This window comes from Desulfovibrio sp. 1188_IL3213 (genome assembly GCF_036763145.1).
In the GTDB taxonomy this organism is placed as follows: Bacteria; Desulfobacterota; Desulfovibrionia; order Desulfovibrionales; family Desulfovibrionaceae; genus Desulfovibrio.
Genome location: NZ_JBAIYR010000221.1, coordinates 1 through 3,766 on the forward strand (window position 1 = coordinate 1; position 3,766 = coordinate 3,766).

Here is a 3,766-nt window from a genome sequence, read left to right on the forward strand (position 1 = left end):
GGCCCTTCCGACCTTGCCGCCCGCCGCGCAGGCGGCCAAACGCATCCCATAAAATGAAAATGGCAGGCAAGCCGGAGAGCATGTATTCTCCGGTTTGCCTGCCACATGAACAAGCCTGTGCAAAACACACGGTGCGGCCAATTTTCACCGATCCCCTGTCCGGCGGAAACATCGCACTGCGATTACTAATCCGCCTTCACGCGCCCCGTTACTTCTGCCCTGCCAGCTCTACAATGGCTGCCGCAATATTTTTTGTGCGCAGCCCCACCAGTTCGCGCAAGCGCAACTGGCTGCCGTGCTCCACAAAGCTGTCAGGCAGGCCAAGACGTTTGATGCGCTGGCCGCGCAAGAGGCCCTTGTCCGCATAAAATTCCAGCACTGCCGAGGAAAAGCCACCGGCAAGAACGCCTTCTTCCACAAAAAGAATGCGGTCAAAGCGGCGCGCAATGGAGGCAAGCTGCTCTTCGGGCAAAGGCTTGAGCCACACGGGATCAAAAACAAGAGGCCGGAAGCCCAGGGTCTGCTCGGCCTGCGCCGCCGCCTCCAGCGCGGGATGGGCGCGGTTGCCCACGGCGATGATGGCGATATTTTCCCCGTCCTGAAGCAGTTCTCCCCTGCCGGGGGTGAGCAGACGCGGCAGGCCTTCAAAAGGCACACCAAAGCCTGCGCCTCTGGGATACCGCAACGCGCAGGGGCCATCGTGGTTCAGCGAGGTGAGCAGGCAGTGGCGCAGCATATCCTCGTTGCGCGGAGCCAGCAGGCTCATCTGCGGAATATGCCGCAGATAGGCGATGTCAAAGGCTCCGTGATGTGTGGCCCCGTCCTCGCCCACAAGTCCCGCGCGATCAACGCAAAGTGTGACCGGCAGATTCTGGATGCAGACGTCGTGCACCACCTGATCGTAAGAACGCTGCAAAAACGTGGAATAAATGGCGAGCGCCGGTCTGTATCCCTGGCTGGCAAGCCCGGCGGCAAAGGTCACGGCATGCTGCTCGCAAATGCCCACGTCCACAAAGCGATCCGGAAAACGCTGACGGAAGCTGTCCGTACCGGTTCCTTCGGGCATGGCCGCCGTAATCGCGATAATTCTTTCATCCTTTTCAGCAAGTTCCACCAGGGTTTTACTGAAAATTCCGGTAAAGGACGGAACCTTGGCCGTGGAAGGAACCGGCTGCCCGGTTTCGGGCGTGAACAGGCCCACCCCGTGATAAAGGGTGGGGTTTTTTTCTGCCGGAGCGTAGCCTTTACCTTTTTGAGTGCGCACATGCAGCAGCACGGGGCCGTCCTCGACAGCGGCTGCCATTTGCAGATGGCGGCGCAGGCTCGGCAGGTCATGGCCGTCCACAGGGCCGATATAGTTAAAACGGAACGCCTCGAACAGCATGCCCGGCGTAAAGAAGGATTTGAAGCTCCACTCGCCGCGCATGGCGTATACAGCCAGTTTCTGGCCGATACGGGGAATGGAGCGCAGGAAATTGAGCACCTCTTTGCGGGTCTGCCGCACCCAGCGCCGCGAAAGCGTGCGGCTCAGGAAAAGCGAAAGCGCCCCCACATTGGGCGAAATGGACATTTCATTGTCATTGAGCACCACAATAAGCCGCCGCCCCATATGTCCGGCCAGGTTAAGCCCCTCAAAGGCTTCTCCGGCCGTAAGGGAACCGTCACCGATCACGGCTATCACATGGTGCTTGAGCTCGGAAAGGTCGCGGGCCAAAGCCATGCCCAGGGCGGCAGAAATGGATGTGGAGGAATGCCCTACGCCAAAATGGTCATAAGGGCTTTCTGCCATACGCGGAAAGCCGGAAATGCCGCCAAAGGAACGCAGCGTATGAAATTGCCGCGCCCTGCCGGTAAGCAGCTTGTGGGCATAAGCCTGATGGCCCACGTCCCACACCAGCTTGTCTTCTTCGATATTGAAGGTGGAAAGAAGCGCCAGCGTCAGTTCCACCACGCCCAGCGACGGCGCAAGATGGCCGCCGTTGCGCGAAACCACGTCAATAATGCGCTGCCGCACCTCGCCCGCCAACTGCGCAAGCACGGCATCATCCATGCCCACAAGCTGTGAGGGGCGCTCAATGCCGTCAAGAAGGCCGGCCGGCTGGCTTGCATTCCGCACGCCAGCTTCCGGTATGCCCGAGGTCTGGACCGTTCCGGCCCCCGCTGAAACGTCCTGTGCCGTCATAATATGCGTGTCAGGCATGTCAGGCCGCCCTGGTGACCGTATAGTCGGCCAATGCCCGTAAAAATGCAGCCTCATCCCCACTGAAGCCCGCAAGCGCGGCTTTGGCCTTTTCGGCCTGTTCCCGCGCCAGAACACGACTCTGGTCGAGGCCCAGCAACGCGGGATAGGTCTTCTTGCCCTGGGCCTCATCACTGCCCACAGGCTTGCCAAGGGTGGCGGTATCAGCCACCACGTCAAGGATGTCGTCGGCAATCTGAAAGGCCACGCCAAGGGCTGCGCCATAAGAACCGATGGCAGCCAGATCTTCGTCCAAAGCCCCGGCCAGCATGGCCCCGCACACACAGGAAGCCCGCAGGAGCGCACCTGTTTTCATGGCGTGAACGCCACGCAATTCCTCAATGGATACCGCGTCGTTGCCGGTAAATATCATATCCCATTCCTGTCCGCCCACCATACCGGACGAACCGGCGGCCAAGGCCAGTTCGCTGATGGCACGCAACACGCGCGGCGGGGCCAGGGGGCTGCGGCACATCATCAAAAAGGCGTCGGTCAGCAGGCCGTCGCCCGCGAGGATGGCGGTGGCCTCGTCAAAAGCCTTGTGGTTTGAGGGCTTGCCGCGCCGCAGATCGTCATCATCCATAGCCGGAAGATCGTCATGCACCAGCGAATAGGTATGAATCATCTCGATAGCCGAGGCAAAAGGCAGAGCATCGCCCAGCGGCAGACCGCACATGGCGGCGGTGCTCAGGCAGAGCACGGGGCGCAGGCGTTTGCCGCCAGCCTGAAGACTGTAGAGCATGGAATCCTTGAGACGCTGCGGCACAGCGCGGCCATCAAGACACACGGCAAGATTTTCTTCCACCATTTGCCCGCGTTGGCGCAAAAGTTCCTTCATCCGGGATACTGGCATCATCACCTGTCAAGCCTCCTACGCTTCCTCGGCTTCTTCAGCTTCATCATCAGGATGCTCCCCGGCCGACCCGCCCTGGGAATTCATGGGGCTTGCCCGATCATCCTGCCATATCTCCAGTTCATGACGCGCCTTGTCAAGCTGCTGACGGCAATAGCGCGCACACGTGGCGCCTTCCTTATACAGGGTCATGCCCTTTTCAAGCGGCAGATCGCCGGATTCCAGCGCGCCGACGATTTCCTGGAGCCGGGCCAGTTTTTTTTCAAAAAGATTGTCGTTTTTGGCGCTCATGCGGTCTACTTTCCTGTTTTGGCGTCTTGCGCAGCCTTGCCCGGAACAGCCGGGGGCGCTGCTTCACCGGCGGGGTCTGCGGTCAGAAAAGGCTGAGGGTCAACAGAAACACCCTGCACCAGCAAAGAAAGGTGCAAATGCGGCCCGGTAACGCGGCCAGTGGCCCCTACCAGACCGATGACCTCGCCCTTGCGCACGGGCTGGCCCTGCGTGACCATAATTTTTGACATATGCAGATAGGCAGTGAAAACCCCTTCGCCGTGATTGATGTACACCACATTGCCCGAGAAGTACAAATCCCCGGTCAGGGCTACCCTGCCGTCGGCGCAGGCAACTATGGGCGCGCCTTCGGCGCCCCGCAGGTCAAGCCCCCTGTGCAGACC

4 protein-coding genes are annotated in these 3,766 nt (G+C 60.2%); all 4 read right to left on the reverse strand.

Annotation, left to right across the window (positions count from 1 at the left end; all coding sequences use genetic code 11):
- Positions 1-208: 208 nt before the first annotated feature.
- Positions 209-2,200, reverse strand: coding sequence for a 1-deoxy-D-xylulose-5-phosphate synthase (gene dxs / locus V6C16_RS09125; protein WP_333534957.1), 1,992 nt, complete (start codon positions 2,198-2,200; stop codon positions 209-211).
- 1 nt (position 2,201) lies between these two features.
- Entirely contained in the window at positions 2,202-3,095 is an 894-nt protein-coding gene (locus V6C16_RS09130; protein WP_333534956.1) for a polyprenyl synthetase family protein, read from the reverse strand.
- A gap of 15 nt (positions 3,096-3,110) precedes the next feature.
- On the reverse strand, positions 3,111-3,383 hold the full coding sequence (xseB, locus tag V6C16_RS09135; protein ID WP_333534955.1) for an exodeoxyribonuclease VII small subunit: 273 nt from the start codon (positions 3,381-3,383) through the stop codon (positions 3,111-3,113).
- Positions 3,384-3,388: 5 nt separating this feature from the next.
- Positions 3,389-3,766: M23 family metallopeptidase (locus V6C16_RS09140; RefSeq protein WP_333543052.1), on the reverse strand; the 378-nt coding region annotated here is incomplete at its 5' end.